Raw genomic sequence first — 25,093 nt, 5'->3', positions numbered from 1 at the left:
TTCTTCCGTGCGCCGAGGGCTAGTTCATGGTCGAGCCGATGGTCGTGGAACCCGTGGTGAGGAAGGCCGTCGTGGGGAGGGAGCCGTCCGTCTTCCGCGCCCCGTACGCCGTGGCGGCGTCGGTCGACCGGAAGGGCGGGGTGGCCACCCCGCCGTCCCAGCTGTTCGCGGACGAGCGGGCCGAGGCCCCCGGCTTCGCGGGCCCCTTCTTGTTTCCCACCGCGAGATTCCGTCCCAGCCGCGCCTTGCCGGTGGCGAAGTAGAACCCGGTCTCGGCGTTGGCGTAGGCGGTGTTGCGGTTGAGGGCGATCGCGCCGGTGTTGGAGTTCTCGGTGAAGCCGTGCAGGGTGTTGTCCCAGGCGGCGTTGTCGTTGACGACATGGGCCACCGAGGCGCCCCCGCCGCCGAGCTTGAAGCCGTTGCCGTTGCCCTCGAAGGAGGGGTCGCCCCAGCGGTTCTCGCCGTTGCCGAAGGCCCAGGTGTGCTCGATGGTGACCGGCGAGGAGAACTGCCAGAGGTCGATCCCGTCATCGGAATTGTTGTACAGGCGGGCCCCGATGACCTTGTTGCCGGTTCCGGAGCCGAACTTCACGGCGATCCCGTCGGCGTTCTGCCCGTGCCCCGCCGGGTCGTAGTTGCCGTAGCTGTCCAGGTTCTGCACCAGGTTGTCCGTCGTGTCGTCGCCGCGCAGCGTGAACCCGGAGTCCCCGTTGTTCGCGGTGACCAGGTTCTTGAAGACGCCGCCCACGGACGAGGTGGCGACGAAGCCCTGGGCCGGTGAGTTGACGAAGGTGAGGTTCTGGACGGTCCAGTAGTCGCCGTGGATCCCGGCCAGCCAGGAGCCGTCCGGCAGCCTGGACCCGTCGATCCGCACCTTCTCGCCGCCGTACGCCTGCAGCGTGATCCGGGCCGAACCGGTGCCGTTGGCCGTGGACTTGAGCGTCGCCGACGGGGTGTACGTGCCGCCGCGGACCTGGATGGTCGTACCGGCGGTCGCGCCCGCCACGGCCGACTCCAGCTCGGCGGTGCTGGACACGGTGACCGTCGCCGAGGCCGCCTCGGCGCCGCCGTCGGTCAGGCCGAGGTAGACGCCGCCCGCCCCGGAGGCGACGGCGATCGCCGCGGCGATGGAGAGGGTGCGGGTCCGGCGGTGGCGTCCGGTGCTGTGACGCACGGAGCGTTCCTTTCCTTGGGGACGTGACGCCCTGGAGTCGTCGCCGTGGCGGAGCGAGGTTGCCGCGCCTCGACGAAAGCGAGCGAAACTTTCGCTGCCCCTCATCGCTCGCCCACCGATTGACGTGCTGTTTCCCACTGGTGACACTCCGATGGCGCGCACACCACCCAACAGAAACCCCCACACTCACACAGGAGTGACATGCGTACACGAATCCTCCTCGTCGCCTGTCTCTCGCTACTGCTGGCCCTGGTCACCGCCCCGCCCGGTTCCGCCCACTCAGGAGCACCACCCGTGAAGCAGCCCAGGTACGCCGGCTATCTCTTCGCCTACTTCACCGGCGAGGGCACCGCCGACGGCGAGCAGATCCGCTACGCCCTCAGCCGCGGCAACGACCCGCTGCACTGGCGGGAGCTGAACCAGGGCAAGCCGGTGCTCACCTCCACCATCGGCGAGAAGGGGCTGCGCGACCCGTTCGTGATCCGCTCTCCGAAGGGCGACAAGTTCTATCTGATCGCCACCGATCTACGCATGTATCAGAACAGCAGCGGCAGTTGGGACGAGGTCCAGCGGCACGGCAGCAAGTCGATCATGGTCTGGGAGTCCACCGACCTGGTCCACTGGACCGACCAGCGCCTGGTGAAGGTCGCCCCGGACAACGCGGGCAACACCTGGGCACCGGAGGCCTACTGGGACGACTCGCGCGGTGAGTACGTCGTCTTCTGGGCGTCGAAGCTGTACGCCGCCGACGATCCCGACCACACCGGATCGACGTACAACAAGATGCTGTACGCGACGACGAAGGACTTCCGCACCTTCAGCGAGCCGAAGGTCTGGAGCGACCCCGGCTACTCGGTCATCGACTCGACGGTGGTGAAGCACGAGGACGCCTACTACCGCTACACCAAGGACGAGCGGGACCCGAGCTCCTCCAGCCCGTGCTCGAAGTTCATCACCGCCGAGAAGTCGACGAGCCTGACCGACACGTCGTACGACTTCGTCGCGGACTGCATCGGCAGCGGTGCGATGGAGCGCGGTGAGGGGCCGACGGTCTTCAAGTCCAACACCGAGGACAAGTGGTACCTGTTCATCGACGAGTACGGCGGCCGCGGTTACGTCCCCTTCGAGACGACCGACCTCGACTCGGGCGAGTGGACCCCGTCGACCGACTACCAGTTGCCCGCCAGCCCCCGGCACGGCACGGTGATCCCGGTGACGCAGGAGGAGTACGACCGGCTGCTGGCCGCGTACCCCGCGAGCCCCGACTCCCTCGTGGACGCGACGGCGAAGGACCAGAAGGGGTACGCGATCGTCACCGAGAGCGCCTCCAAGGTCGTACTGCCCATGCGGCCGGGCGCCGACCTCGCGCGCCTGGCCCCGAAGCTGTGGGCCGGTGAGGGCGCGACCGTCAGCCCGCGCTCCGGCACCCGCCGCGACTTCCGCGAGCCGCAGAAGTACACGGTGACGGCGCCGGACGGGACGAAGCGCACCTGGACCGTCGAGGCCGTGCGCACCCGCAGCCCGATGCTGCCCGGCCTCAACGCCGACCCGGATGTGCACTACCTGAACGGCGAGTACTGGATCTACCCGACGACCGACGGCTTCCAGGGCTGGAGCGGGACGCGGTTCAAGGCGTACTCGTCCAAGGACCTGGTCCACTGGAAGGACCACGGGGTCATCCTGGATCTCGGTCCGGACGTCTCCTGGGCCGACAAGTACGCCTGGGCACCCGCGATCGCCGAGCGCGACGGCAAGTACTACTTCTACTTCTGCGCCGAGCAGCAGATCGGCGTGGCGGTGGCCGACTCCCCGGCCGGCCCGTTCGAGGACGCCCTGGGCAAGCCTCTGGTGGCGAAGGGCGGTTCGCTTCCGGGCCAGATGATCGACCCCGCCGTCTTCACGGACGACGACGGCCAGGCGTACCTGTACTGGGGCAACGGGCACGGCTATGTCGTCCCGCTGAACGACGACATGGTGTCGTTCGACGCGTCGAAGGTGCGGGACATCACCCCGGACAACTTCCGCGAGGGCGCCTTCGTGATCAAGCGGAAGGGCACGTACTACTTCATGTGGTCCGAGGACGACACCCGCAGCGAGAACTACCACGTCGCCTACGCGACGGGACCGTCCCCGCTCGGCCCGTGGACCAAGAAGGGGACGATCCTGTCCAAGCGTCCCGAGTACGGGATCCTCGGCACGGGCCACCACTCCGTGGTGAACACCCCCGGCACCGACGACTGGTACGCCGTCTACCACCGCTTCGCCCTGAACGGCCCCGGCAGACCGGGCGGTGACGGCATGCACCGGGAGACGACCATCGACCGCCTTGAGTTCGCGGCCGACGGCACGATTCTGCCGGTGGTCCCGACCTTGGAGGGCATCAAGCCCGTGCGCCGCTAGGCGTGTCTCAGTCCATCGTCGCGCCGATGGTGGTGCTGCCCGTGGTCAGGAACGTGGTCACGGGCAGCGAGCCGTCGGACTGGCGGGCGTTGTAGGTGGTCGAGGCATCCGTGGAGCGGAAGGCCGGGGTGGAGACACCGGAGTCCCAGTTGTTCATGTACGAGGTGACCGAGGAGCTCTTCGCCACGGAGCCACCGGTGTTGCTCACGGCGAGGTTCCGGCCCAGCTTTGCCGCACCGGTCGCGAAGTAGTACCCCTTGTTGCCGTTGGCGTAGGCGGTGGTCCGGTTGATGACGATGGCGCCCCTGTTGCTGTTCTCGGTGAAGCCGTTGCCGGTGTTGTCCCAGGCGGCGGAGTTGTTGACGACGTGGGCCACGGTCTCGCCGTCGCCGCCCAGCTTGTAGCCGTTGCCGTCGCCCGCGAAGGCGGAGTCGGACCAGCGGTTCTTGCCGTTGCCGAAGGCCCAGGTGTGCTCGACGGTGACCGGGGAGGAGAACGACCAGTGGTCCAGCCCGTCGTCCGAGTTGTTGTACAGGCGGGCGCCGGTGATCAGGTTGCCGCTGCCGGAGCCGTACTTCACGGCGATTCCGTCGGCGTTCTCGCCGTGGGTGGCGCGGTCGTAGTGGCCGTAACTGTCCAGGTTGCGCACGGTGTTGTTCACGGTCCCGTCGCCGGTGAGCGTGAAGCCGGAGTCGCCGCCGTTGATGGTCTTGATGTTGTTCCAGACGGTGCCGGTGCAGGACTGGCAGACGACGGCGCTGTCCGGGGAGTTCTGGAACGTGATCCTGGAGACGTTCCAGTAGTCGGCGGTCAGCTTGAAGATCCAGGAGCCGGAGGGCAGCGAGGATCCGTCGATCTTGACGGTCTCCGAGCCGTACGCGGTGAGCGTGATCGGTGACGAGGAGGTGCCGTTGGCCGTGGACTGCAGGGTGGCCGTCGGGTAGTAGGTGCCGCCGCGGACCTGGATGACGGTGCCGGGCGTGGCGTTCCTGATGGCGTTGGACAGGTCGGTCGAGTTGCTGACGACCACGGTCGCGGCCTGGGCCTGGGTGGGGAGGGCGGCGAGACCGGCGCCCAGGGCGAGGGCGGCCACGGCGGTGAGAGCGGTACGACGAGACATGGAGTGCGGTCCTTTCGTCGTGCTGTGGGGGTTGGTGGGTGAGGGGTGCGCGTTGATGCCTGCGGCGCCTGCGCGGGTTCGGTGGGGGTGCGCCTAGCGCCCTGGGTTCGGCGGGTGGGTCGGGGCCGTGTCGGGGGGTGTCCGTCCTCGGTCCGGCGGTCGCTGTCGGGCAGGGTGGTGCGCCTCTTCGGACGCCGGCCGCTGCGGGCGGACACCCCCCGACACGTCCCCTTCCCGCCGTACGCGGCTGCGGGTGCGTGGGGCTGCGCCACGCGTGGCCGGTTCGCCCCCGCCTGGGTGTCAGTGGTGGTCATGCGGGCTCCCGCGTGCCGAAGGCTACGGCCGCCCTACGCTCGGGGACACCAGTCGCCGAGGTACGTGCGCTTGGTGTGCGACGCCGCCTCGGACGCGGTGAGTTGCGGCCGGTTCTCCGGCACCGTGATCACGGCACCCGGCCCGCTGTTCCGGTACTCCCGGAACCGCATGGTCTGCCAGGGGTGGGCCTCCCGCATGTTGGTGTACGGCGCCACCGGATCGATCCCCGGCCCGATCCGGGTGTCGCGCACGACGAGGGACGGCCAGGCGGTGGTCTCGTACGACGGCACCCAGGGCCGCGCCAGCTTGTACGCCGCGTCCTCGGCGCCGGAGGTGACGCGGGAGCGGACGGCGAGGATGCCGTAGGGGTTGGCGCGGGCGGTGGACGGGGCGAAGACCATGCCCTTGGGCGTGAAGGTCACGTCCCGTTGCAGCGTGTGGAAGTGGCAGTCGTCGAAGACGGCCGTGGCCCGGCCGAAGACGAAGTCGACGTCGCCTTCGATGTAGCAGTGGTGGAAGTACTGCCGGTCGAAGGCGTCGAGCGCGGTCGTGTCTACGAAGAGGGTGTCCTGGTGGGCGAGGAGACGGACGTTCTCGAAGGCCGACCGGTCACCGGTGATGTACGCGGCCACCGCCTGGGTGCCGGTGATGTCGGGGTGGTCGGCGCGCAGCCAGTCGTTGGCCAGGGTCAGGTCGCGGACGGTCAGCCCGGGGGCGGCCGAGGTGAAGGTGGCGGAGCCCGCGGTGCCGTACGTGGTGCCGTCGGGCTTCTTGGTGCCGTTGGCGTTGTCGTACACGATCACGGTGTCGCGCGGGTCGCGGGTGGCGCCGCGCAGGGTCAACCCCGACTTCTCCGCCGGGACTCTCACCACCTCGCGATACGTCCCCGGGTGCACGACGATCGTCCAGCCGGGCCCCTCCACCGCGTCCACGGCCGCCTGGACGGAGTCGCCGGGGCGGACGCGCAGGACGCGACGGCGGGCGCCGGCGAAGGCGGGGGTGCCGGCGGCCACCAGGCCGCCGGCGATGCCGGTCATTCCGGCGAGCAGCGTGCGCCGCCGCATCTCAGCAGTCCTTCCACGGCGCCCAGTCGCCGAGGTAGGTCTCGCGGGTGTGCGCCGCGGCCTCCTCGTCCGTGAGCTGGGGCCGGTTCTCGGGGACGGTGATCTCGGCGCCCGGGCCGAAGTTGCCGTACTCGGCGAAGCGCTGGTCCTGCCAGGGGTGCTCGGCGCGCATGTTGGCGTAGGGCGCGACCGCGTCGATGCCGGGGCCCAGCCAGGTCTCCCGGACGGTGAGCATCGGGTGGGCGGTGGTGCTGGAGCTGGGTACCCAGGGGCGGGCGACCTTGTAGTAGGCGTCGGGGGCCTCGCTCGTCACGCGGCTCTTCGACACCAGGTAGCCGTGCGGGTTGGCGCCCTCGGTGGAGGGGGCGAAGACGAAGCCGTAGGGGGCGGAGGAGAGGTCGGTGCGGTTGAGCGTGCGGAAGTGGCAGTGCTCGTAGACGGCCGTGGCCCGGCCGAAGACGAAGTCGACGTCGCCCTCGACGTAGCAGTGGGAGAAGTACTGGCGGGCGAAGAGGGTGGAGGCGTTGGAGTCGGCGTACAGGGTGTCCTGGTGGCCGAGGAAGCGGCAGTGATGGAAGGCGGAACGGTCGCCCTGCACCTTGATGGCGACGGCCTGGGTGCCGCTGATCCCAGGGTGCTCTTCGCGCAGGAAGTCGTTGGCGAAGGTGATCCGGTGAGCGGTGAAGCCGTCTCCCCGGACTGTGGTGGTGGCCGAGCCGGTGGTGCCGTAGTTGCCGGAGCCGTCGGGCTTCGGGGTGCCGGCCGCGTTGTCGTAGACGATGACGACGTCGCGCGGGCCGTCCCCGGCGCCGAGCCAGGTCATCTCGGTGCGGGAGCGGTCTGCCATGACCGTCTCCCGGTAGATGCCCGGCGCGATGACGAGCGTCCAGCCGCTGCCGCTCGCCGCGGTCACCGCGTCCTGGACGGAGGTGAAGTCGCCCCGGCCGTGCCGGTCGACGTACCGGGTCCGCTCGTTCAGGCGCGCGGCCGGGGAGCCGTAGCGGCCGAACGGGCGGGAGGAGACGGCGGCTCGCGCGGGGGTCGCCGCGAGGCCGAGGGCGGCGCCGGTACCGGCGGTCGCGAGCAGGAAGCCCCTTCTGGACAGGGGAAGTCGGGGGCCGGGCGAGGCCATGTGGGTGCTCCTTCGCAGTGCGGGTCGTCCTGGGGGATCGGAGGTACTTCCTCGCCGTGGGGGTGCGGGGCCGGGGCGACGGAGGTCCGCCCCGGCCCGGTGGCGCGGTTACGTCAGCACACGCGGCCGGCGCCCGCGCGGTGGTCGACCAGCCACGGGATCGACTGCGGCGGGTGGACCTGGGTGCGCAGGGTCGGTGTCCAGCCGGCGCCGGATTGGAGGGTCTCCTCGGGGATCTCCGCGTTGTGCACGGCGATCAGGTCGGTGAGCCTGCCGTTGACGTAGTTGTTCTCGGCGGTGAGCGGCGACTCCTTCCACTTCTTCAGCGTCTTGCCGACGCTGACGCCGGGGGCCAGCGTGAAGGCGTTGTGCGTGGCGTACAGGTGCGAGGAGATACCGATGCCGAAGACGTAGCCGAACTTCTGGTCCTTGGTCACCACGAAGTGGTTGTTGTAGGAGTCGACCTGCCCGAACCGCACGCGCGGCGCCCGCTCCACGATGCCCTCGAAGCGGTTGTGGTGGAGCGTGACGTTGAGCTTGCCGCTGTCGGTCGCCGCGGCGCTGTCGCTGTTGCCGATCAGCATGGTCTTGTCGTGGTCCTCGAAGGAGTTCCACGACACGGTGACGTAGTCGGCGCCGCGCACGATGTCGAGCAGGCCGTCGTGCTGCTGGTAGACCTTGCCGAAGTAGGACGGCAAGGAGCTGTCGGGGTAGCGGCCGTCGGTGAGCGTGTTGTGGTCGACCCAGACGTGGGTGGAGCCGTAGACGACGACGCCGTCGTACTCGGAGTTCCAGGCGCCGGTGTTGTTGTCGTCGGTCGGGTCCCACTGCGGGAAGCAGTCGATCGGGGCCTCGATGGTCAGGTTGCGCAGGATGACGTTGTCGACGCCCTTGATCTGGAGGCTGCCGCCGAGGATCCCGGAGTACTTGCCGACGCCGACGATGGTGGTGTTGGAGGGGACGTTCGCCTTGATGGCCTTGTCCTGGTTGTTCGCGGAGGCGTCCCGCAGGTCCTCCTGCTCGCCGCTGACCGGGATGTCGTTCCCCCAGACGGCGGGGTCGTAGTCGGCGAGGTACTGCTGGAAGTCGTAGCCCTCGGCCGCGAAGGCGTCACAGCCCTCCGAGACGGCGTCGATCATGCCCTTGACCTTGATGATCTTGGGTGCGTCGCCGCCCGCCTTCAGGGCGGCCCTGAACTCCTCCCAGGTGGTCACGGTGTAGACGTGCTCGGCGTCGGCGGCCGAGCCGCCGGTCGTGCCCGCGCCCTCGGAGGCCCAGCCGTCGTTCGCGGCGAGGACCTCGCGCCCGAGGTCACGGGACCCGGCCTGGGCCGCCCCGGTGCCGGTGACGGCGAGGACGAGGGCGGTGCAGCCGGCGAGGACGACGGCTCTTCTCATGGCATGCTCATGCCATGGCTGTGCGTTCATTGTGCGGCTCTCTTCTCTGCGGTAAGAGGGGTGTGGGTTACGCGGCGGCTTCGGGCCAGGTGATCCAGGACTCCGGGATCGCCTCGTCGAGCCGGTGCAGGTCCTGCGGGGCCAGCACGCGCGTGCGCAGCAGCTCCCGCGCCACGAGACGCGCCACGGCGATCGCGCCCGGCGGGTTGAAGTGCGTGTTGTCCTGCTCGGTCGCGGTCCAGTTGAAGTACTTCTTCGTCTCCTCGACGCCGAGTTCCTGCCACAGCGCGAGGGAGAGGGCCTGGATGTCGAGCAGCGTCACGCGCTCCTGCTCGGCGAGCACGCGCATCGCCGCCGGGTAGTCGCCGTGGGACGGCCTGGCGTTGCCCGCCGAGTCGAACCTCCTGCGCTCCACGGAGGTCGCGAGCACAGGCCGCGCGCCGCGGGAGCGGGCGCCGTCGATGTAGAGGCGCAGGTAGTCCTGGTACGTCGACCAGGGCTCGGTGTAACGGGCGGGGTCGGTGGCCTTCGAGTCGTTGTGCCCGAACTGGATGATCAGAAGGTCACCGGGGCGAATCCGCCCGAGGATGACATCGAGCCGGCCTTCGTCGAAGAAGCTCTTCGAACTACGCCCGTTCACGGCGTGGTTGGCTACGGGCCGGTCCTTGTGCAGGAAGAAGGGGAGCGCCATGCCCCAGCCGGTCTCGGGGGCGGCGTCGGCGTACTTCTGGGCGGCGGTGGAGTCGCCGGCGATGTAGAGGGTGCGTTGGCCTCTGGCGGCTTGAGCGGTACCGGTGGCCGCGAGGGAGAGGGGGACGGCGGCGAGGGCGGCCATGGTGGTGACCTGTCTACGGGTGAGGGACACGAGGGTGTGCCTTTCTCAAGGTGTTACTTGGATAGCGGTGCCTTTCACATGAGGGGGGTGACCCGCGCCCCCTTGGGGGCGCGGGGAACTGCGCGACCAGCCACGACGAAACCCGCAGCCGGCCACCGTCAGACAACGACCGAGCTCTTAGCCCTTCTGCTGCTTCCACTCGGCCTGAGCCTCGTTCAGCTGCTCGGCCATCGTGTCCAGGAAGTCCTTGGCGCTCATGTCACCGTTCAGCACCTTCTGGAAGTTGGGCTCGTTGTCGGCCTTGGAGATGGTGTTCCAGTCGGGCAGGTAGTACGGCAGCTGGACGATCTCGGTCGAACCGTCGTTCAGCGCCGCGGCCGCCAGCTTCGTCGGCTCGGCCTCGGAGATCCACGCGTCCTGCGCGGCCTCCTTGTTGGACGGGATCGCGCCGGCCGACTCGTTCCACTTGGAGTTCGACTCGTGGGAGACGGCGAACTCGATGAACTTCCAGGCGGCCTCCTTGTTCTTGGAGCTCTTGAACAGGCCCAGTCCGTCGACCGGGTTGGAGACCTGGACCCGCTTGCCGCCCGGCCCGGTGGGCTGCGGGATGCCCCGGAACTTCTCGGTGGTGAGGGCCTTCACGTGGTCCTGGTACGACCCCAGGTTGTGGTTCAGCATCCCGATGGTGCCGGAGTCCCACTGGGCGACCATCTTGGTGAAGTCGTTGTTCAGGTCGGCCGCCGGGGTGACCTTCTTGTAGAGGGCGGCGTACTTCTCCAGCGCCTCGACGTTCTTCGCGTCGTTGAGCGTGGTCTTCTCGCCGCCGGCGTCCCAGAAGGACGTGATGCCGGACTGCCCGTACATCGCGTCCAGCGCCTGGGCGATGGAGCCGGCGCCGCCGCGGATGGTGTAACCGAACTCGTTCTTCTTGGTGTTGGTGAGCTTCTCCGCCGCCTCGTAGAACTTCTCCCAGGACGACGGCTCGTCCAGGCCCGCCTTCTCGAACAGGTCGGTGCGGTAGTACAGCGTGCCGTTGTTCGCGGAGGTCGGGATCGTGTACATGTGCTCGTCCGAGCCGCCGGCGACCTTCACCGACTCGACCATGCCCTCGTTCAGCTTGCCGTTGAGGGACGACTTGGCGAGCCGGTCGTCCAGCGGCTCCAGCGCGTCCTGGGCGGCGAACCCGGCGAGCATCGCCGCGCCGACCCCGCCGACGTCCGGCAGGCCGCCGCCCCGGATGGCGGTGTCGACCTTGGACTGGTAGTCGGTGGAGGGGATGCCGACGTACTCGACGTCGATGTCCGGGTTCGCCTTCTCGAAGTCGGCGATGATCTCCTTCCAGATGTCGGTGCGGACACCGCCGTTGTTGTCCCAGAAGACGATCTCTCCCTTGCCGCTGCCTTCTTCACCGCTCGCGCCGCTGCCGTCGTCACCGCAGGCGGTGGCGGTCAGGGCGAGGACGGACCCGAGGGCGACGGCCGTGGCAGCGCGCCTGCTTCTACGGATGCTGATCTTCATTGGTCGGCTCTCTTCGTTCTGGATCCAGCGGAGATGTGAAGTTGTGGGGGTCAGTGACGGGCGTACGGCGCCCAGTTGTCCGTGCCCTGGAGGTAGTCGGCGACGGTGTGGGTCCGCGCCTCCTCGTCGCTCATCTGCGGCCGGTCCGCGGTGACGGCCGCCCCCGGCCCGTAGTTCCGGTATTCGGTGAGCCGCGCGTCCTTCCACGAGAACCCGCTCATGTCGGTCCAGGGCGAGGCCTTGATCGCGGCCGGCAGCTCGGTGTTCCGGATCAGCACCTGGGCGATCGCGTCGGGGTCACCACCGGGGTGCCACGGCCGACCCAGGTGGAAGGAGCCGTCCGGCGCGTCGCTCACGATCCTGGAGTCGGTGATCAGGAAGCCGTAGGGGTTGTCCTTCCAGGTCGAGGCCGCGGTGATGTAGCCGTTGTTGGTGGTCGAGCCGCGGCTGAGCGCGCGGATCACGGAGCGCTCGATGACGGTGGTCGCGCGGCCGTAGATGAAGTCGACGTCGCCCTCGATGTACGAGTCGCGGATGTAGACCCGGCTGACGGTGGTCAGCGAGGGGCTGTTGGTCATCAGGGTGTCCTGGTTGCCCAGGAAGCCGGTGTTCTCGAAGACGATCCGGTCGCCGTTCGTCTTCATCGCGAGCGCCTGCTCGCCCTTCAGCTCGTGTGCGGCCTCGTCGAAGTCGTTGCTGAAGGTGAGGTTGCGCGCGGTGACGTCGTTCGCGTCGATCCGCACGGTGGCGCTGCCGCTCGAACCGCCGTACTCGGCGGGCGTGTCGTAGACGATGACGGTGTCGGACCGATCTTGTCCAGTCCCCTGCAGCACGATGTTCGGCTTGTTCGAGGGGATGTGGACCTTCTCCCGGTAGGTGCCCGGCGCGACCGCGATCACCACCGTGCTCGCGTTGCCGCGGGGCACGGCGTCCACGGCGGCCTGCACGGTCGGGTAATCGCCTGGGACGCGCAGCGTCACAGAGTCACCGAGCCGCTTCTGCGGGCCGGAGAACCGCGAGACGAGTGCCGGCACGGCGGCGGCCGGGTCCAGCCGGTACCGGTAGAACTCCCGGGGGTCGAAGGCGTCGCCCCACTCGTCGTGCCGCCCGGTGGTGTTCTTCAGGATCGACCCGCGCTCGACCAGTTCGGCCGTCGCGTCGGCCTGGTAGGGATGCCGGACGCCGTCGAAATAACTGTTCTCCAGGACCATCTTGGTCCGGCCGCGCGCCCAACTGCCGTACGTCCACACCGGGTCGTCGTCGCGCACCTGGTCGGTGAAGTAGTTGTTGTACAGGTGGGCGTAGGCACAGTTGTCGGCCGACGGGTTGCGCTGCTTGGTGCCCTGGAACCAGTTGTGGTCGATGGTGATCTGCGTCAGCGCGTTGGACGTCCAGCCTATCCCCAGCGCCTTGTTGTGGTGGGTGAACTGGTTGTGGGAGACGGTGATGTACTGGCTGTCCTTGCGGATGTCGAGCAGCCCGTCGCCCATGTGCGTGAAGCGGTTGTGGTCGATCCAGACGTGGTCGACGGTGTCCATCTGGATCGCGTCGAAGTCGTTGGTCTTGCCGTCCCAGTCGCCCTCGACGTAGGAGTCGCGGATCGTCAGGTTGCGGATGATGACGTTGCTGGTGCCCGGGTTGAGGTGCAGCTCGCCGTGGACGATCTCCCCGGTGTCGCCGACGCCGACGATGGTCTTGTCCGACCCGACGACGATGTCCGAGCCGAAGGGCGCCACCTCGATCGATCCGGCCACGCGGATGATGTACGGCTCCTCGGCCGCCGCGTACCTGGCCAGTGAGGCCTGGTCGGTGACGGTGACGACCTTGCCGCCGGCCCCGCCGGTGGTGCCGCCGTCGAGGGAGGCGAAGCCGTGGGCCCGGTCGGTCCACGGCGTGGCCGTCGTCATGGTGGGCGACGCCGGGGTGGCGCCCTGTGCCTCGCCGATCGACCCGAGGCCCAGGGCGGCCACCAGGCCCATGACGGCGGCCACGGTTCTACCGGATCCCGGCAAGCGCTTGCTATTGAGGTGCGTCATTGCGGCTCCCAAAAGCGGTACCAATGAGGGGATGTGTTACAAGCTGCTGATCCTGAACTGCGTGAAGGTCGCCGCCCCGGCATGGCCCTGACCGGCGGGGGCGAGACCGAACAACCCCAGCAGGGCGCCGACCCACCGCCAGGGCGTGGCGGCGAACACCGGCCCGGACGGACGCGGCCCGTCCCCGGCGTCGTAGAAGAACCGGCACCGCGCCCCGGACCCGATCTCGATCCGCAGCCGCACCCGCCCTTCGGGCGCGAGCCGCGGATGAGCGGCGTCGCGTTCCCTCTCCGCGACCGCCTCCGCGAACCGGTGTACGACATGCGCCGCCCCGTCCGCGCCCCGCTGGAGCCCGATCCAGCCGAACGCGTCCCCGAGCACCGCGAGCCCCGCCCGCGCCCCGGGCTCATCGCTGTCGAGCCGCAGCTCGACCTCGACGGCGCAGGGCGTGCCCGGCAGCCGCTGGGTGAGGACGTTCGGCAGTCTGCGCAGGTCGTGCGCGTCGGCCGAGCGGACGCAGGCCAGCCGCAGACCGTCGCCGGAGTGCTGGGTGGCCCAGCCGTCCTGCGGGTTGGCCGTCCACTGCCACTGGCGGCCGTACCGTCCGCCGGGGAAGTGGTCGTCGGTGGCGGGTGCGGCGGCCGGCTGCGCCGGCAGGTCGGGCCTGGGATGTACGGCGACGGGGGCGCCGTCGTCCCCGAGCACCGGCCAGCCGTCGGCTCCCCAGCGCATCGGCTGGAGGTGCACGACCCGGCCGTACGCGCCCCGCTGCTGGAAGTGCAGGAACCAGTCCGCACCGGACGGGGTGCGCACCCAGCCGCCCTGGTGCGGCCCGTTGACGTCGGTGTCCTTCTGTTCGAGGACGATCTTCTCCTCGTACGGCCCGAAGAACTCGCGCGAGCGGAAGGCGCCCTGCCAGCCGGTCTCCACGCTCCCTGCGGGCGCGAGGATCCAGAACCAGCCGTCGTGCTGGTAGAGCTTGGGGCCTTCCAGGGTGAACCAGCCCGGTATCAGGTCGCCGTCGACGATCAGCTTGCCCTCGTCGAGGAGTTCGGTGCCGTCGGGGTGCATCCGGTGGCCGGTGAGGCGGTTCTTGACCCCGGAGCGGGACTTGGCCCAGGCGTGCACGAGGTAGGCCTCGCCGGTCTCGTCGTCCCACAGGGGACAGGGGTCGATCAGGCCCTTGCCCTCCTTCACCAGGTGTGGCCTGGTCCAAGGGCCACGGATCTCGGGGGCGTTGACCTGGAAGATGCCCTGGTCGGGGTCGCCCCAGAAGATCCAGAAGCGGTCGTCGTGGTGGCGGAGGGACGGGGCCCAGATGCCGCAGTCGTGCCGGGGGGCCACGAACTCCTCCGCCGGTTCCAGGCGTTCGACGGCGTGGCCGACCAGCGTCCAGTTGACCAGGTCCCGGGAGTGCAGCAGGGGAAGTCCGGGGGCGCGGCCGAAGCTGGAGGCGGTCAGGTAGAAGTCGTCGCCGACGCGGACGACGTCCGGGTCGGACCAGTCGGCGTCGAGGACGGGGTTGGTGTAGGTCCCCGTGGTCTCGGCGGTCATGGGCTCACCGCCTTGCGGACCAGGGCGGCCGCTTCGAGCCGGCTGACGCGGCCGTCGGCGACGACGGTGACGATCCGGCGTACGGCGGTCTCGCCGGGCGGGATCGGCAGCCGGTCCTCGGAGGCGAGAGAGGAGCCGACGCCGGGGTACTCCCCCGCGCGCACGAACCACGGGTCCTGGCGGGTCTCTTCGGTGGCCCCGGCGAAGATCAGGGTCCAGGTGGAGCCCGTGAGGGCCACCCAGGGGGCGCGGGTGCCGTGGATCTCCCGCTCGCCCTCGCGGTCGACGGTGAACACCTCCGCGGCCTCGGCTTCCTTGCGCGCGCGCCAGAAGAAGCCGCCGTAGGCGGCGCCGGGGCGGCCGTTGGTGGCGGGGCTGCCGATCGACAGCGCCTGCGGGGTGACGTTGGTGAGGGAAAAGGTGAAGTCCAACGCCCAGGCGAAGCCGGTGAGTTCGGTGGCCGCGACCGTGCGGCGCTCGCGCAGCAGCTCGGCTCCCGAGGCGACCCAACGCAGCTCCTCCACGAAGCCGTCGGGGTCGCGCAGCTGGAAGGCCGTGTGCCGCTGGGCGCCGTGGTTGTCCAGCTCGGTCGGGCCCTGGTCACGGACGAAGGTGCGTCCGCCCCAGAAGTTGTGCCCCTCGACGTCGGGAACGGCGACACCGACGCCGAGGTGGTGTGTGTGGTCGGCGGGGCTGAGCTCGGTGACCGCCGTGCCGGCCAGGGTGGTGACGGGGTGCAGGTACGGGCGTGGGGAGAGCCGGGCCGGCAGTTCGGGCCGGGTGACGTACCGGCCGACGGGGCGGCCCGCGACGCGCAGCACCGCGGTGTCGTGGGGGGTCATCAGGTGCTCACCTCTTTCGTTCTCGCCGGGAGGGCCCAGGGGGCGCCCAGCTCGGAGTAGAGGGCGAGGGTGTCGGCGGCGGCCGCGACCAGGCCGTCGATGCCGGGCACGACGCGGCGCCGCTCGTCGGGCAGCAGCTGCCAGGCGTGGTCCGGCAGTCGGGCCGGGTCGGGGGCCAGGCGGATGGCCTCGACGACCTTCATGAAGGCGCCGGTCGTGTCCGGGGGGACCAGCAGGCCGGTGCCGTCGGTGAGGTGGTCGACGAGGTTCTCGAGCAGGTCGGTGCGGCCGTACTCGAACTCCTCGGGGCCGTGGTCCGCGCGCTGGAGCAGTACGCGGTCCTGCTTGTACCAGAAGGTGATGCGGCCGCGTTCGCCGTGGACGACGACATACGGGTCGTCGGGGTCCTCGGCGCACAGCGTCGCGGCGACGACGACCGGGCGGCCCTGCGCGGTGGTGACGCGGACGCAGGAGGTGTCGTCGGACTCGATGTCGTTGGCGCGCAGCAGCTCGGTCTCGATGGCGGTGACGTCCTCGGCGCGCACGGTGCCGCCCAGCGCGAGGGCGGTGGCGACGGCGTGCGCGAGCGGGTTGGTCAGCGCCCCGTCGATCACGTCGACGCCGTTCAGCCTGCGCTTGCCCGCCCAGGGCGCCCGCCGGTAGTACTCCTCGGCCCGCGCCCAGGCCCCGGCGCCGCCGACCCCGACGAGTTCCCCGATGGCACCCTCGGAAATCAGCGTCCGGATCGCCGGCACGGCGTGCGAGCCCAGCGACTGGAAGCCGATCTGGCAGACGACGCCGGCCTCGGCGACCCCGTCGGCCATGCGCCGGAACTCGCCGTACGAGGGGGCGGGCGGCTTCTCCAGCAGGATGTGCACGCCCCTGCGGGCGGCCGTCAGGGCCAGGTCGGTGTGGGTCGGGATCGGTGTGCAGATCACCGCGATCCGGGCGCCGGTGGAGTCGAGGAGGGCTCCGAAGTCGGCGGACTGCTCGGGCTCGCCCAGGCCCTCCGGGAGCTCCCTGTCCGTCAGCGGGGTCAGCTCGCAGATGCCCGCGAGGCGGACGATGCCCTTGTCCTGGAGCCGCCGGATGTTCTCCAGGTGCCAGCGGCCGTGGCCGCGCGCGCCCGCCAGGACGATGGGTACGGCAGTGCTCATGGGATCCTCCCTGCGCCCGCGCCGCGTGCCACCTCTCGGTCGGCCGTCCCGGCGCTGTCGATCTTTCCGTGCAGGGTAGGTGTCCAGCCGACGTCGGCCGTGAGATCACGCTCGCTGCCGGAGTTGTAGGCGTTGTGGATCGAGAGCAGGTCGACCGGGTAGCCGTTGAAGAGCGTGCCGGTCTGGTGCAGCGCGGTGCCGTTCCAGCTCTTGACCAGGTCGGCGACCTCGATGTGGCCGGGGGTGTGGAAGGCGTTGTTCTCGGCGTGGATCCGCGATTCGGCGCCGACACCGATGGAGTAGCGGTAGTCGTGGGCGTCGGCCGGGACGACGTACCGGTTGTTGTAGAGGTGCACCTGTCCGAAGCGGACGCGCGGGGCGCGCTGGACGAGGGACTCGAACTCGTTGTGGTGCAGGGTGACGCGCAGCTTGCCGCGGTCCCCCGTCGCCGTGTCGCCGTTGCCGATGAGCATCGCCTTGTCGTGGTCGGCGAACCGGCTCCAGGAGACGGTGATCAGGTCGGAGGCGTTGGTGATGTCCAGCAGGCCGTCGTGGCGGAGGTAGTTGCGGGCGAAGTAGGTGGGCTCCTTCTCGTCCGGGTGGCCCTTGTCGCTGACGGTGACGTGGTCGATCCAGACGTGGGTGGCGCCGCGCAGCCAGATGTTGTCGTACGCCGTCTTCCAGTCGCCGAGGCCGCCGGAGTTGGGCTGCCAGACGGGGAAGCAGTCGTAGGCGTCGCGGAGTTCGAGGTTGCGGATGATGACGTTGTTCGCGCCCTTGACCTGGAGGCTGCCGCCCTTGAGGACGGCGTCGTCGCCGAGTCCGACGATGGTGGTGTTGGAGCCGACGGCCAGCTGGACCCGCTCGGCCTGCCGGGCGGCCGACGCCTTGCGCGCCTCCTCCTGCGGGCCGCTGGGCTTGGCCGAGCCCCAGGTGCGGGGGTCGTAGGCGGCCAGATACTGCTTGGGGCTGTAGCCGTCGGTGGCGTAGTCGGCGCAGGTGAGGCGGTCGCCGTCGTCGTCGGTGTTGGCGTCGATGGTCCCGGCGATCCTGATGATCTTCGGGGTGTCGCTGCCGCCGTCGAGGGCGCGGACCAGCTCACTGCGGTCGCGTACGGTGAAGACGTGGGCGTCGTCGGCGGTGGAACCCCCCGTGGTACCACCGTCGGCCGCCGCCCAGCCGTCGTTCGCGGGCAGGGCGTCGCGGCTGATGTCACGGCCCTCGTCGGCGTGGGCCGGGACGCCGAGCAGTCCCAGCAGGGCGGTGGCGGCTATGACGTGACGGAGTCTCATCCCTTCACCGCCCCCGCGCTGAAGCCGGTGATCAGCCACTTCTGGATGAAGGCGAACACGATCACCACGGGTACGGCCGCGATGATGCCGCCGGCCGCGAGCGCGCCGAGGTCGACGCTGTCGGCGCCCATCAGGGTGTTGAGGCCGACCGGGATGGTCTGCTTCTCCTGGTTGTTGAGGAACATCAGGGCGAACAGGAAGTGGTTCCAGGAGTGCACGAAGGCGAAGGAGCCGACGGCGATCAGACCGGGCCGCAGCAGCGGCAGGACGACGATCCGGAAGGCCTTCATCCGGCCGCAGCCGTCGACCCAGGCGGCCTCCTCCAGGGAGTACGGCACGTTCTTGATGAAGTTGCTGATCAGGATGATCGACAGCGGCAGCTGGAAGACCGTCTCGGCGAGGATGACGCTGCCGAGGGAGTTGATCATCTGCAGCTCGGCGAAGATCTCGAACAGCGGGACCAACAGCAGCGCGCCGGGCACGAACTGGGAGCACAGCAGGGCCAGCATGAAGAGCTGCTTGACCTTGAAGTTGAACCGGGCGAGCGCGTAGCCGCCGGCCAGTGCGACCAGGGTCGTCATGAACAGGGTCGCGACACCGACGAGCACGCTGTTCTGGAAGTAGGTGCCGAAGCTACGGTCCGTCCACACCTTCTCGAAGTGGTCGAAGGTCATCGGCCAGGGCACGAGCGAGGTCGAGCCGGCCGGGCGCAGCGAGAAGAGCAGGATCCAGTAGAACGGGATCAGGGTGAAGACGAGGTAGATGCCCAGCGGCAGGTAGATCTGCCAGCGGGGGGCCTCGTCCCAGGCGCGGCGCCGCTTCTTCGCCGGCCGGGGCGGTTCGGGGACGACGGTCGCGGGCACGGGAGCGACCTCGGTGGCCTCCTTGGTGATCACTTCTCGCCTCCGAACTTGCTCAGTCGCAGATAGACGATCGAGCAGAAGAGCAGAATCACGAACGCCACCGTGGTCAGGGCCGACGCGTAGCCGAAGTCGTGGGCGTCGACGGTGGTGTTGGCGACGTACAGCGGCAGCGTCGTGGTCACACCCGCGGGTCCGCCGCCGGTCAGGGTGTAGAGCAGGTCGACGTTGTTGAACTCCCACACCGCGCGCAGCAGCGTGGAGAGGATGATCGCGTCCTTCAGGTGCGGCAGGGTGATGTGCCAGAACTGCTTGATCCGGCTGGCCCCGTCGACCTCGGCGGCCTCGTACAGGTCCTTCGAGACGGACTGGAGGTCGGCGAGGATGAGGATCGCGAAGAAGGGCACGCCGCGCCACAGGTCGGCGACGATCGCGGCCCAGAACACGGTGCCGGTGTCCGACAGCCAGCTGGTGCCGTAGGAGCCGATGCCCATGTCGGCGAGGTAGCGGGTGACGCCGGTCTGGGAGTTGTAGAGCAGCACCCAGATCGCGGAGGTCAGCACGCCGGAGACGGCCCACGGGGAGAACACCATGGCCCGCCCGAGTCCCCGGCCCACGAAGGTCTGGTTGACGATCAGCGCCAGCGCCAGACCGAACAGCAGCTGCAGCCCGACCTCGACGAACACCCACTTGGCGCTGAAGAGCAGCGAGTCCCAGAACAGCGGGTCGTCGGTGAAGGCCTGGACGAAGTTGTCGAAGCCCGCGAAGCCGTTCCGCCACGGCTTGGTGGGGTTGTACTCCTGCAGGCTGTAGTAGAAGACGCTGATGACCGGGTAGGCGATGAAGCCCAGCATGAGCAGGGCGGCCGGGGCGATCAGCAGATACGGGAGCCTGCGCGGTGTGGCGGAGGCACGGCGCCGCCGGGGTGGCGCGGGCGGTTTCGCCACGGCTGCGGCTTGGGCCATGACTGTTCTCCGTTCGTGTGCGTCGTGCGTGCGTGGTGCTTGCGTGCGTCGTGCGGGAAGCGCTTTCTCCGTGTGCAGGGGTGTGCGAGGTCGTGTCGTACTGCCGGTCAGCCCGCGTGGGGATCCGCGACCCTGCCCGACCGGGCGAGGAACTCGAAGTCGCAGCCGGTGTCGGCCTGGGTGATCTGTTCGTTGTAGAGCGCGCCGTAGCCCCGCTCGTACCGTGCGGGCGGCGGTGTCCACTCGGCTCTGCGCCGCTCCAACTCCTCGTCATCGACGTTGAGTTGGAGGGTGCGCGCCTCGACGTCCAGGGTGATCGGGTCCCCGGTGCGCACGAGGGCGAGCGGGCCGCCGACGTACGACTCGGGCGCCACGTGCAGCGCGCAGGCGCCGTAGCTCGTGCCGCTCATCCGGGCGTCGGAGATCCGCACCATGTCCCGTACGCCCTGCTTCAGCAGCTGGTCGGGGATCGGCAGCATGCCGTACTCGGGCATGCCCGGACCGCCCTTGGGCCCGGCGTTGCGCAGCACCAGCACGCTGTCGGCGGTGATGCCGAGCGAGGGGTCGTTGATGGTGCGCTGCATGGTCTTGTAGTCGTCGAAGACGACGGCCGGACCGGTGTGCTTGAGCAGGTGCCGCTCGGCGGCGATGTGCTTGATGACCGCGCCGTCCGGGCAGAGGTTACCGCGCAGCACGGCGACCCCGCCCTCGCCGGCGACCGGGTTGTCGCGGGTGCGGATGACGTCGTCGTTGTGGACGACGGCGCCCTCGATCTGCTCACCCAGGGTGCCGTTGACCGTCGGCCGGTCCAGGTGCAGCAGGTCGGTGATCCGTGAGAGGAAGGCGGGCAGGCCGCCGGCGAAGTGGAAGTCCTCCATGAGGTACGTCTGTCCGCCGGGCCGGACGTTCGCGAGCACCGGCACGGTGCGCGCGATGCGGTCGAAGTCGTCGAGGGAGAGCGGCACTTGAGAGCGTCCCGCCATGGCGATCAGGTGGATCACCGCGTTGGTGGAGCCGCAGAGCCCGAGGACGGTGGTGACGGCGTCCTCGAAGGCCGCACGGCTGAGGATCTCGGAGGGCCTGAGGGCGGTCCAGGCGAGCTCCACGGCGCGGCGCCCGGAGGCGGCGGCCATCCGCTCGTGCCCCGAGTCGACGGCCGGGATCGAGGAGGCGCCCGGCAGGGTCATGCCGAGGGCCTCCGCCGCCGCGGTCATCGTGGACGCGGTGCCCATGGTCATGCAGTGACCCGGTGAACGCGCCAATCCGCCCTGGAGCTCCCGCAGTTCGCAGTCGGTCAGGTTGCCCGCGCGGTGCTCGTCCCAGTACTTCCACATGTCGGTGCCGGACCCGAGGGTCTCACCGCGCCAGTGCCCCGGCAGCATCGGCCCGGCGGGCACGAAGATCGACGGTACGTCGGCCGAGGCCGCGCCCATGAGCAGCGCCGGCGTCGACTTGTCGCAGCCGCCGAGCAGCACCGCCGCGTCGATCGGATACGACCGCAGCAGCTCCTCCGTCTCCATCGCGAGGAGGTTGCGGTAGAGCATCGGGGTCGGCTTCTGGTACGTCTCCGAGAGCGTGGCGACCGGGAACTCGAGCGGGAAGCCCCCGGCCTGCCACACCCCCCGCTTGACCGCCTCGGCCCGCTCGCGCAGATGGACGTGGCAGGGGTTGATGTCGGACCAGGTGTTGAGGACGGCGATCACCGGGCGGCCCCGGTACTCCTCCGCCTCGTAGCCGAGCTGGCGCATGCGGGCGTTGTGCGACCAGGTGCGCAGCTGGCCCTCGGTGCCGTACCACTGATGGCTGCGCAGTTCCTCGGGGCGCTTGCGCTCTCTGCCGGTCATATCGACCACCCGGCGGCTATCGCGGCGACCTCGGCGCGCTCGTCCTCGGGCAGCTCCCTGCTCGGCGGGCGGACGTCGCGGCGGCACAGGCCGAGGGAGGCGAGGGCCTCCTTGACGACGGTGACGTTGTCGGCGGAGCCGTTCGCGGCGCGCAGCTCCTCGAAGCGGCGGATCTGCTCCCAGACCTTCATCGCGCCGGGGTAGTCCCCGGATCGAAGCGCTTCGATCATGTTCAGCGAAACGGACGGGGCGACGTTCACGAGGCCCGAGGTGAAGCCGGTGGCGCCCGCCGAGAAGTACGAGGGCGCGTACGGCTCGGCGAGCCCGGCGACCCACACGAACCGCTCGAGGCCGGCGTCGCGGGCGAAGGCGGCGAACTTGGCGGCGTCCGGGACGGCGTACTTCACGCCGATGACGTTCGGGCAGTGGTCGGCGAGTTCGGCCAGGCGCGCGCCGCTGAGCTGGGCGTTGCGGATGTACGGCACGACGCCGAGCTCGGGCACGGACTCGGCGATGGCGCGGTGGTAGTCGACCCAGCCGCGCTGGGCGACGTACGGGTGGACCGGCTGGTGGACCATCACCATCTGGGCGCCGAGTTCGCGGGCGTGCCGGGCGGAGGCGACGGCGGTGGGGATGTCGTGCCCGACGCCCACGAGGATCACGGACCGGTCGCCGGCCTCGTCGACGGTCAACTCGGTGACGAGGCGGCGCTCTTCGGGGGTGAGGGCGTAGAACTCGCCGGTGTTGCCGTTGGGGGTGAGCGTGCTGACGCCCCCGTCGAGCAGACGACGCAGCAGGGCCCGATGTGCGGCCTGGTCGATCGTCCCGTCCTCGGCGAACGGGGTCACCGGGATCGCCACCACGTCGGCCAGGGCCGTCCGCTGGGGCTCGAACGTCGTTGTCATGCCGGACCGTCCTCTCCCTGGGCCTCGACTCCCGCGTCCGGGAAGGCCCGTCGCACGAACGACGCGATGTGGGCGTGCAGGGCGCGGGCGGCGCCGTCCGCATCTCCTTCGAGCGCCAGCCGCAGGATCTCCCGGTGCTCGCCGGCCTCCCGCTCCCAGGAGGGCGAGGCGGCCCAGGCGACGGCCGAGACAAGGGCGGCCTGGTCGCGGACCTCGTCGAGCATCCGGCCGAGCAGCGGGTTGCCGCACGGCAGATACAGGGCGCGGTGGAACTCCCGGTTGGCGAGGGAGCGTTCGGCGGTGTCGGTGGCGGCGTCGGCGCGGGTCAGCGCGTCACGGGCGGCGTCGAGGGAGGCGCCGCGCCGTACGGCACGCTTGAGCGCCTCGGGTTCGAGGAGCAGCCGCACGTCGTAGACCTCGTGCGCCATGTCCGCGTCCACCATGCGCACCGTGACGCCCTTGTACTGGCTCATCACGACGAGGCCGGTCCCGGCGAGCGTCTTCAGCGCCTCGCGCACCGGGGTCTTCGACACCCCGAACTGCGCGGCGAGCTCGGTCTCCACCAGGGCCTGACCAGGCGTCAACTGCCCGGTGAGGATGCGGCGTTTGATCTCCTCCAGCACAAACTGCGTGCGCGAGGGGATCGGCGTGGGCACAGAGGTCATGCGCGCCTCTCGGATCTTCGCGGGATGGCTCTCGCGTATGGGATCTCACGTATCGCGTCTCATATATGACGTACGAAGTACGACGCGATGAAGGTAGGAGGGGGCGCATGTTTCGTCAATGCTTCTGGCAGAGGAAGTTGAGGTTGCCTCAGCCGCGGTGGGTGCGCGTGAAGGTCAGATGTGTGACTCCGCTGGGCGCGGACGTGGCCTCGACCTCGTAGTCCTTCTCCAGGCCCGCCAGTTCGTCCCAGAGGCGTACGCCTCGGCCGAGCAGGATCGGGACCACCACGACGTGCATGTGGTCGATGAGGCCGGCGGCGAGGAAGTCGCGGACCACGGTGGGCCCTCCGCCGATGCGTACGTCCTCGCCGCCCGCGGCCTCACGGGCCGTCCTGAGCGCCTCGGCGGGCGAGGTGTCGAGGAAGTGGAACGTCGTACCGCCCTCCATCTCGATCGACGGGCGCGGGTGATGGGTGAGGATGAAGGTCGGCGTGTGGAACGGCGGGTTGGGTCCCCACCATCCCTTCCACTCCGGGTCCTCGTGCCATCCGGGGTAGCCGAACTTCCCGGCGCCCATGATCTCGGCGCCGATCCCGGGCGCGAACTGCCGCGCGAAGGCGTCGTCGACACCGCCCGACCCGCCGGACCCGCCGGTCATCCGGTGCCACCACCGGGTGGCGAACATCCACTCGTGCAGCCTTTCGCCGGCGTGGCCGAACGGCGCCTTGCGGCTCGGACCCTCACCGGTGCCGAAGCCGTCGAGCGAGATGGAGAAGTTGTGGACACGGGCGAGTGACATGATGGGCGCTTCCCTTCCCTCCGCTGATCACGGCTCGTGAAACAGGTCCCGGCCGGCCTACGCCCGCCACCGCGGATCCCGCCCGCTCAACCCCACCGCCCGGTCCAGCAGCGGCGCGTCGTCCGGGACGGGGACGACCGGACCGAAGATGCCGCCACCGCGGCTGGGGTCGTCGGCGGCCGCGAGGAGCATGCCGTACGACAGCCGCAGGGCGGCCGGGGCGGGGGCGTACGGCAGGCCGGTCGCGCGGGCCAGGTCCCAGCCGTGGATCACCAGCTCGTCCGTGGCGACGACGCCCGCCTCCGCGCCCGTCAGCGGCACGCCGCCCGCGCGGGTCTCGCCGGTCCAGGCGGCCGGGTCGCGCCACGCCTCGGCCAGTTCCGCGAGGACCTTGGGCAACTCCTCGCGCCAGCCCGGCCCGATGTCCGGCAGGGCGGCCTCCGGGCTGGTGTCCGTCGTGGGGCCCAGGTCCTTGCGCCCCGCGTCGCGGAAGGCGACGGCCAGTCCGAGCAGGTGCCCCAGCAGGTTGCGCACCGTGTACTCCGGGCACGGGGTGCCGTCCGCGAGCTGATCGTCGCGGACGGCGGCCGCCAGACGGGCGATGACGCGGGTCTGCGGTTCGAGGTCGAGGGTGGTGTCAGTCATGGGCCGGCTCCTCAAGGGTCTGTTCCTGAGGGGTTGACCGGCGGCGGAGGCGAAACTCATCGCCGGCGCGGGACGGACCTCGCGGCTCCTTCCGCTCCCTCGCTCCCCGCACCCACTCCAGCAGCTCCCGCGGCGTCTTTCCACCCGCGAAGCACCACAGTGCGATCACCGGGTCACAGATCGCGCACCCCAGCGAGGAGGTGTGGAGGAAGGGGATGATCGGGTTGCCCTTGATGTGGTGGACGACGTCCCACGCGGTGTGCAGCAGCCAGGCGGCGCCGATGAAGGTCCAGGACTCCAGGCCGCGATAGGCCAAACAGGTGGCCACCGCGGTGAACGCGAACTCCCAGCCGCCCAGCCCGCCGCCGCTCAGATAGGCGGCGCCCGCTCCGGCCACCATGATCGCGTTGAAGCGCCGCCGGTGCGGTTGCGGGATCAGGGACATCAGGAGGGCGTAGAGGAGACCGACGCCGATGGGCGCGACGTATTGCATGGGCAATGCCATTTCCTGAGGGCCGCTCGGACGGCTCACCACGCTATGACCAGCCCCTTACCTGACCCAGTGGCTGAATCG

Annotated in this window: 21 protein-coding genes; 1 reads left to right on the top strand and 20 read right to left on the bottom strand. The window is 69.9% G+C overall.

The genetic code is table 11. The features are described from left to right. Positions 1-19 precede the first annotated feature (19 nt). Positions 20-1,174 (bottom strand): right-handed parallel beta-helix repeat-containing protein, encoded by a 1,155-nt coding sequence (locus tag IM697_RS12810; protein ID WP_194047675.1) that lies wholly within the window; start codon positions 1,172-1,174, stop codon positions 20-22. A 201-nt stretch (positions 1,175-1,375) separates the two neighbouring features. On the opposite strand from IM697_RS12810, the gene IM697_RS12805 reads away from it, so the two are divergent. Beyond that, positions 1,376-3,574, top strand: coding sequence for a glycoside hydrolase family 43 protein (locus IM697_RS12805; protein WP_194047673.1), 2,199 nt, complete (start codon positions 1,376-1,378; stop codon positions 3,572-3,574). Between the two features lie 7 nt (positions 3,575-3,581). Here the strand turns inward: IM697_RS12805 and IM697_RS12800 are convergent, their stop codons facing one another. From IM697_RS12800 to IM697_RS12710, 19 genes are all read right to left on the bottom strand, one after another. Next, positions 3,582-4,694, bottom strand: coding sequence for a right-handed parallel beta-helix repeat-containing protein (locus IM697_RS12800; protein WP_194047671.1), 1,113 nt, complete (start codon positions 4,692-4,694; stop codon positions 3,582-3,584). 347 nt (positions 4,695-5,041) lie between these two features. Continuing rightward, positions 5,042-6,073: a pectinesterase family protein gene (locus tag IM697_RS12795; RefSeq protein WP_194047668.1), complete on the bottom strand. Its 1,032-nt coding sequence runs from the start codon at positions 6,071-6,073 to the stop codon at positions 5,042-5,044. A gap of 1 nt (position 6,074) precedes the next feature. Further along, positions 6,075-7,205 carry a pectinesterase family protein gene (locus IM697_RS12790; protein ID WP_194047666.1) on the bottom strand — a complete coding sequence of 377 codons (1,131 nt, stop codon included), beginning with the start codon at positions 7,203-7,205 and terminating at the stop codon, positions 6,075-6,077. 113 nt (positions 7,206-7,318) lie between these two features. Continuing rightward, entirely contained in the window at positions 7,319-8,632 is a 1,314-nt protein-coding gene (locus IM697_RS12785) for a pectate lyase family protein (protein ID WP_194047664.1), read from the bottom strand. A gap of 37 nt (positions 8,633-8,669) precedes the next feature. After that, a complete protein-coding gene (locus IM697_RS12780) occupies positions 8,670-9,467 on the bottom strand; it encodes a rhamnogalacturonan acetylesterase (protein ID WP_194047662.1) in 798 nt (265 codons plus the stop codon). Between the two features lie 147 nt (positions 9,468-9,614). After that, a complete protein-coding gene (locus tag IM697_RS12775; protein ID WP_194047660.1) occupies positions 9,615-10,955 on the bottom strand; it encodes an ABC transporter substrate-binding protein in 1,341 nt (446 codons plus the stop codon). Positions 10,956-11,005: 50 nt separating this feature from the next. Further along, the gene (locus tag IM697_RS12770; protein WP_194047658.1) at positions 11,006-12,991 is read right to left on the bottom strand and encodes a pectinesterase family protein; all 1,986 of its coding nucleotides are present in this window, start codon (positions 12,989-12,991) and stop codon (positions 11,006-11,008) included. Between the two features lie 36 nt (positions 12,992-13,027). After that, complete coding sequence (locus IM697_RS12765) at positions 13,028-14,545, bottom strand: glycoside hydrolase family 43 protein (protein ID WP_194047656.1); 1,518 nt, start codon at positions 14,543-14,545, stop codon at positions 13,028-13,030. Next, positions 14,542-15,387 (bottom strand): DUF6807 domain-containing protein, encoded by an 846-nt coding sequence (locus IM697_RS12760; RefSeq protein ID WP_194047654.1) that lies wholly within the window; start codon positions 15,385-15,387, stop codon positions 14,542-14,544. The genes IM697_RS12765 and IM697_RS12760 overlap by 4 nt, the downstream gene beginning before the upstream one ends. Beyond that, positions 15,387-16,544: a Gfo/Idh/MocA family protein gene (locus IM697_RS12755; RefSeq protein WP_194047652.1), complete on the bottom strand. Its 1,158-nt coding sequence runs from the start codon at positions 16,542-16,544 to the stop codon at positions 15,387-15,389. The genes IM697_RS12760 and IM697_RS12755 overlap by 1 nt, the downstream gene beginning before the upstream one ends. Continuing rightward, a complete protein-coding gene (locus IM697_RS12750; protein ID WP_194047650.1) occupies positions 16,541-17,836 on the bottom strand; it encodes a pectate lyase family protein in 1,296 nt (431 codons plus the stop codon). The genes IM697_RS12755 and IM697_RS12750 overlap by 4 nt, the downstream gene beginning before the upstream one ends. Beyond that, positions 17,833-18,732, bottom strand: a complete 900-nt coding sequence (locus tag IM697_RS12745) for a carbohydrate ABC transporter permease (protein WP_194047648.1) — start codon at positions 18,730-18,732, stop codon at positions 17,833-17,835. Before IM697_RS12745 ends, IM697_RS12750 begins: the two co-directional genes overlap by 4 nt. Beyond that, positions 18,729-19,661, bottom strand: coding sequence for a carbohydrate ABC transporter permease (locus IM697_RS12740; RefSeq protein WP_194047646.1), 933 nt, complete (start codon positions 19,659-19,661; stop codon positions 18,729-18,731). The genes IM697_RS12745 and IM697_RS12740 overlap by 4 nt, the downstream gene beginning before the upstream one ends. A gap of 107 nt (positions 19,662-19,768) precedes the next feature. Further along, positions 19,769-21,505 (bottom strand): L-arabinonate dehydratase, encoded by a 1,737-nt coding sequence (gene araD, locus IM697_RS12735; RefSeq protein WP_194047644.1) that lies wholly within the window; start codon positions 21,503-21,505, stop codon positions 19,769-19,771. Next, the gene (locus IM697_RS12730; protein ID WP_194047642.1) at positions 21,502-22,410 is read right to left on the bottom strand and encodes a dihydrodipicolinate synthase family protein; all 909 of its coding nucleotides are present in this window, start codon (positions 22,408-22,410) and stop codon (positions 21,502-21,504) included. The genes araD and IM697_RS12730 overlap by 4 nt, the downstream gene beginning before the upstream one ends. Then, positions 22,407-23,075 (bottom strand): GntR family transcriptional regulator, encoded by a 669-nt coding sequence (locus IM697_RS12725; RefSeq protein WP_194047640.1) that lies wholly within the window; start codon positions 23,073-23,075, stop codon positions 22,407-22,409. The genes IM697_RS12730 and IM697_RS12725 overlap by 4 nt, the downstream gene beginning before the upstream one ends. A gap of 148 nt (positions 23,076-23,223) precedes the next feature. Continuing rightward, entirely contained in the window at positions 23,224-23,874 is a 651-nt protein-coding gene (locus IM697_RS12720) for a dihydrofolate reductase family protein (protein WP_194047638.1), read from the bottom strand. Positions 23,875-23,931: 57 nt separating this feature from the next. Next, positions 23,932-24,519: a TIGR03086 family metal-binding protein gene (locus tag IM697_RS12715; protein WP_194047636.1), complete on the bottom strand. Its 588-nt coding sequence runs from the start codon at positions 24,517-24,519 to the stop codon at positions 23,932-23,934. Then, positions 24,512-25,012, bottom strand: coding sequence for a DUF6010 family protein (locus IM697_RS12710; protein ID WP_228044639.1), 501 nt, complete (start codon positions 25,010-25,012; stop codon positions 24,512-24,514). The genes IM697_RS12715 and IM697_RS12710 overlap by 8 nt, the downstream gene beginning before the upstream one ends. Positions 25,013-25,093: the final 81 nt, after the last annotated feature.

Source organism: Streptomyces ferrugineus, from assembly GCF_015160855.1.
Taxonomy (GTDB): Bacteria; Actinomycetota; Actinomycetes; order Streptomycetales; family Streptomycetaceae; genus Streptomyces; species Streptomyces ferrugineus.
Note: the sequence above shows the minus strand (reverse complement) of the source record. Positions and strands in the feature narration are given on the sequence as shown.